This is a genomic window from Acidibrevibacterium sp. (assembly GCF_049965395.1).
Classification (GTDB): domain Bacteria; phylum Pseudomonadota; class Alphaproteobacteria; order Acetobacterales; family Acetobacteraceae; genus Acidibrevibacterium; species Acidibrevibacterium fodinaquatile.
Map to the genome: position 1 here is coordinate 1 of NZ_JBMFWJ010000086.1, position 4,736 is coordinate 4,736.

The following is a 4,736-nucleotide window of genomic DNA, read 5'->3' on the forward strand; positions in this document are numbered from 1 at the left end:
CAAAGAGCGCCAAGCCGGCTCCGGTACGCCGTAAAATTAGGCGGCGGTCGCGGGGAGGACATTGCGCCGCTGCATCTCGCCGAGCCAGTGCGTGAGCGACGCTTCGGTATCGATGCAATCCCCGAAGCCGGCTTGGCGGAGCTTGATCGTGCTGAGCAGTGACGCCGTCGAATGGGGGCGCGAGAACGCGAAATCGGCGAATTGCCAGGAGCCGCGGATCAGCTGTTCGAGTGTCACCGGCTCCAGGCGATGGCGCGCGGCGAGGGCGCGCCAGGTTTCGCCGTGGCCGGGCATGACGTGCGCGAGCGGCATCGCCTGCGGCAGGCCAAGTGGCAGGGCGAAAGCGCGCGCGACGGCCGGCCAGAGCCCCTCCCAGGTGAACACATCGCCATTGGTGATGTTGAAGGTCTGATTGAACGCCGCCGCGGCGCCGCCGGCCCAATCGATCGCCCGCGCGAGCAAGCGCGCGTCGGTCGCCTCGGTCACCCGGCTGCCGGTGCCGGGATAGATCAGCGGCAGGCCGAGTTCGCGGCTGATCGCGGCATAGGCGCCGATCGCCGCGATCATGTTCATCATGCTGCCGATGGCAAAGCCGAACACCACTTGCGGGCGGAAAATCGTCCATCCCCATTCTTTTCCCGCCTGCCGGGCGGCGAGGAAATCCTCCTGCGCCCAATAAAAATTCGGATGGATGTGGCGCGGCGCGCTTTCGCGCGCGGGGACGCTGATCTGGCCGAGATGCACACCATAGGCCTTTGCCCCTTGCAGCAGGGTGATATGGCGAAGCCCGCGATTGCGCGGTTCGATCGCCGCCATCAGATTGGTCAACATGCCGAGATTGGTCGCGATCTGATCTTGCTCGAGCCAGCCTTGAGTGAGATCCGGCTTCTCATAGAGCGCCGCATAGACAATGTGGGTGACGCCGGTGAGGTCGCCGAGCCGCGCCGCGCAGCCAGCGGCATCCGTGAGGTCGACGGCGATAAAGCGTGCGCCGGTGTGCGGGATGGGCGGATGACGCGACAGCGCAATGACGTCGACGTTACCCCGCGCAAGATAATGTTCGATCACTGCCCGGCCGACCAGCCCGCCGGCGCCGGCGACGAGAACAGTGCGCTCGCTCGCCATCGGCTTCTCCTTGTCTCTTCGCCCGTTGCGGCGAATACTAGAGATGCCCCGGGCTGGGGCAAGCGATAAATCGTCGCCGGTGGCGGCCAACATCATCGTCTCGCAGGGGGCAAGGGCGAGGCGGCCAGGGGAGGGATGAATGCTATCACGGCGAACCATCATCGGCGGCTTGGCAGCGGGATCGTTGCTGGCGCGGCGGGCTCGGGCGGCGGCGCCGATCACCATCGGCGTCATCATTCCGCTCAGCGGCGGCGCCGGCCGTCAGGGGCAAGACGTCGCCAATGCGGTGCAGGCGATGGCGACGCTGATCAACGACGATGGCGGCGTGCTCGGCCGGCCGATCGAATTGCTGGTGCGCGATGACGAAAGCACGCCGGCGATCGGCGTCGCCAAGGCCAATGAACTCGCCTCCGCCGGCGTCGCCGCTGTGCTCGAGGGCTGGAACAGTCCGGTGACGCTGGCGATGCAGCCGATCCTCGCGCGCGCCAATGTGCTCGACATTACCATGATCTCAAAAGCCGACGCCATCCTCACCAGCCCCGCCAATCCGCTCGCGATCCGCCTCAACAGCGCCAACGCGCAGGATGCGACGATCATCGCGGCCTATCTGAAACGCCGTTTGCCATCCGGCGGCAATCGCCGGCGGCTGGTTTTCGTCACCGAAAACGATGCCTACGGCAACGGCGCGCAACACGGCATCGAGGCGGAGATCGCGCGCGCCGGCCTTGACTACGAGACCGTGAAAACCCTGAAATTCCCCTTCCCACAAACCGATTTCCGGGTCGAGGTGACCGCCATTCGTGACGCCAAGCCCGATATCGTGGTGACCATCAACGCCAATGAAGGGGCGGGATTGCCGGCCTTTCTGCAGCAATATGCGCAAGCGGCGGTCCCAGCACCCCTCATTTGCACCGTGGGGACGGTGAGCCCGAGTGTGATCGAAACCGCGGGGCCGGCCGCCAATGGCTTGATCAGCGCCGATATCTATTTTCCCGACGCCGAACCGTTCGCGGGCTATCGGGAAAATCAGCGTTTCATCGCCGAGATGCAAAAACAGTTCAAAACCACCCCCGACAAATACATGGCCCTCGGCGCTGCGGCGCTCGAGATCTGGGCCAAGGCGGCAACCGCGGTTGGCAGCCTCGATCGCCAGCCGGTTGCCGACGCGATCCGCGGCCATACCATCGCCGGCACCGTTTTCGGTGATGTCGCGTTCAGCGCGAACGGCCAGATGGCACACCATTACAGGATCTTTACCGTCGCCGAGGGAAAAATTGTCGTCGAGCGCTGACCCCGCGCCGGCCTTCGCGGTCGAGCGGCTTTCGGTCAGGTTTGGGGGTTTCCAGGCGCTCCGCGACGTTTCCTGGTCGGTCCGATCGGGGCAGATCCTCAGCATCATCGGGCCCAACGGCGCCGGCAAGAGCACCTGTTTTCTTGCCGCGACCAACATGGTCGCCCATAGCGGCAGGCTTTTTCTGCAGGGCGCCGATGTCACCACGCTCCGCGCCCATCGGCTGCCGCCGCGCGGCCTGCGCCGCACCTTCCAGCAGAATGCGTTTTTCGCCGGCATGACGGTGATCGAGAACATGGCCGGCGCTTTGCTTGAAAACCGCCCGAGTTCGCTTGCCGGCGCGGTTTTCTTCCCCTGGCTGGAACGTCGGCGGCGCCGCGCGATCCTTGCCGAGGCGGCGCGGCATCTCGATTCCTATCACGTGCCGGCGGTATGGCATCATCATTTCCCCGGCGAACTTTCCTATGGCACGCAACGGATGCTCTCGATCGCGCTGGCGGCATCGCCTGGCGCGCGCGTCATCTTGCTCGACGAGCCGGCGGCGGGATTGGGTGGGGAGGATATGCGGGTGTTGCGCGCCCTTCTTCTGCGCTTGCGCGCGGAGGGCCTCGCCATCGTGCTGATTGAGCATCACATGGATCTGGTGATGGACATCGCCGATGAGGTGGTGGTGATCGATCTCGGCGCGGTCATCGCGCGGGGGGCGCCGGCGGCGATCCAGGCGGATGCGCGGGTGCGCGATGCCTATCTCGGCCGCGCGGCATGAGCGGAAGGCTCGAGATCCGTGATCTCCGCGTCGCCTATGATCGCGCCATTGCTGTCAGCGTCGATCATCTTGGCGTTGCGCCGGGAACGCTGGCGACGGTGATCGGGGCCAATGGCGCCGGCAAATCGACGCTGATCAATGCGATCGCCAACTGGTCGCGCGCGGCGCCGCGCCTCTCTGGTGCGATCACCGTCGATGGCGAGGATTTTTCCCGCGTCTCGGCCTGCGATCGCGCCCGCCGCGGCGTGGTCCTGGTGCCGGAGGGGCGGGGCGTGTTCATGGGGCTCACGGTCGAGGAAAATTTGCGGGCCGGGGTTGGGGCGGCGCGTGGCGCCGGCGGCAGGGCCTATTCGCTTGCCGATGTCTATGATTTGTTCCCGCGTCTTTATGAACGACGGCACAATGCCGGCGCGGCGCTGAGCGGCGGCGAGCGGCAGATGCTGGCGATCGCGCGGGCGTTGCGGATGGCGCCGCGGCTGCTGTTGCTCGATGAGCCCTCGATCGGCCTCGCCCCGCGTCTCGTCGCCCTCCTGCTCGCGACGATCCGCACCCTTGTCGATGGCGGGCTCACCGTGCTGCTGGTCGAGCAGAATGTTGTCGCGGCGCTGGAAGTCACCGATGTCCTCTATCTTCTCGAGCGCGGGCGGTTGATCGCGGGCGGCACGGTCGCTGCGATGAGGGACGATCCCCGCATCATCGCGGCCTATCTCGGAGGCGGCCACGGATGAACGTCGCGCAGCAATTCGCCAACGGGATCATCATCGGCCACGCCTATGCGTTGGTCGCGGTCGGCTGGACCCTGCTTCTCGGTGCGGCGCGGCTGGTCAATTTCGGCCACGGCCAAATGTATATGATGGGCGCTTTCGTCGCCTGGTGGCTGATGAGCGCGACGGGGCTGCCGTATGCGGCGGCGGTGCCGCTTGCGGTGCTGGTTGGGGCGCTGCTCGGGGCGCTGATGCAGCGGCTCTTTCTTCGCCTCACCCTGTCGCAGGATCTAGTCAATCTGATGATCGCGACGCTGGGCTTCGGACAGATCCTGCAAGGCGCCGCCGGCCTCGCCTTCGGCGCCAAGCCCGAGCGTCTGACGAGCCCGCTGCAAGCGATCACCCTCGGCGGCGCGAGGGTTTCCTGCTCGGCCCAGGACGCGCTTCTGGTCGGCGCGACCATCGTCGTTTTTCTAGGCCTGCATTGGGTTTTACGCCGCAGCCGGTTCGGCGCCGCGGTGCGGATGGTCGCAGAAGACCCGCCGCTCGCCGCTCTCTATGGTTTGCGCGTCGCGCCGGTCTATCTCGCCATCTTCGCCTTCGAGGGCGCCGCCGTCGCCTTTGCCGCGACCCTGGTTGCGCCGCGTACGCCGATCCTGACGTCGATCGGGTTCGAGCAGGTGGTGATGACCTTCGTCGTCGTCGTGCTGGGCGGCATCGGGAGTGTCGGCGGCAGCTATGTCGCGGGCTTGCTGCTCGGCCTCTATACCGCTTTTTTCAGCGCCTTGGTCTCGCCTGCCTACACCACGGCGTCGGTCTTTGCGCTGCTCATCGTGGTGATGGTGGTGCG

The 4,736-nt window shown here is 66.2% G+C and carries 5 protein-coding genes; 4 read left to right on the forward strand and 1 reads right to left on the reverse strand.

The window, feature by feature from the left end:
• Nucleotides 1–36 precede the first annotated feature (36 nt).
• Nucleotides 37–1,125, reverse strand: a complete 1,089-nt coding sequence (locus ACP5M5_RS14280) for an SDR family oxidoreductase (protein WP_427938456.1) — start codon at nucleotides 1,123–1,125, stop codon at nucleotides 37–39.
• A gap of 139 nt (nucleotides 1,126–1,264) precedes the next feature.
• Between ACP5M5_RS14280 and ACP5M5_RS14285 the strand changes: the two genes are divergently transcribed.
• The 4 genes from ACP5M5_RS14285 to ACP5M5_RS14300 form a co-directional block, all read left to right on the forward strand.
• Complete coding sequence (locus tag ACP5M5_RS14285) at nucleotides 1,265–2,416, forward strand: ABC transporter substrate-binding protein (protein WP_427938459.1); 1,152 nt, start codon at nucleotides 1,265–1,267, stop codon at nucleotides 2,414–2,416.
• Nucleotides 2,400–3,182 carry an ABC transporter ATP-binding protein gene (locus ACP5M5_RS14290; protein ID WP_427938461.1) on the forward strand — a complete coding sequence of 261 codons (783 nt, stop codon included), beginning with the start codon at nucleotides 2,400–2,402 and terminating at the stop codon, nucleotides 3,180–3,182. The genes ACP5M5_RS14285 and ACP5M5_RS14290 overlap by 17 nt, the downstream gene beginning before the upstream one ends.
• Nucleotides 3,179–3,910 (forward strand): ABC transporter ATP-binding protein, encoded by a 732-nt coding sequence (locus ACP5M5_RS14295; RefSeq protein WP_427938463.1) that lies wholly within the window; start codon nucleotides 3,179–3,181, stop codon nucleotides 3,908–3,910. Before ACP5M5_RS14290 ends, ACP5M5_RS14295 begins: the two co-directional genes overlap by 4 nt.
• On the forward strand, nucleotides 3,907–4,736 hold an 830-nt coding region (locus tag ACP5M5_RS14300; protein WP_427938465.1), incomplete at its 3' end, for a branched-chain amino acid ABC transporter permease. The genes ACP5M5_RS14295 and ACP5M5_RS14300, both read left to right, overlap by 4 nt.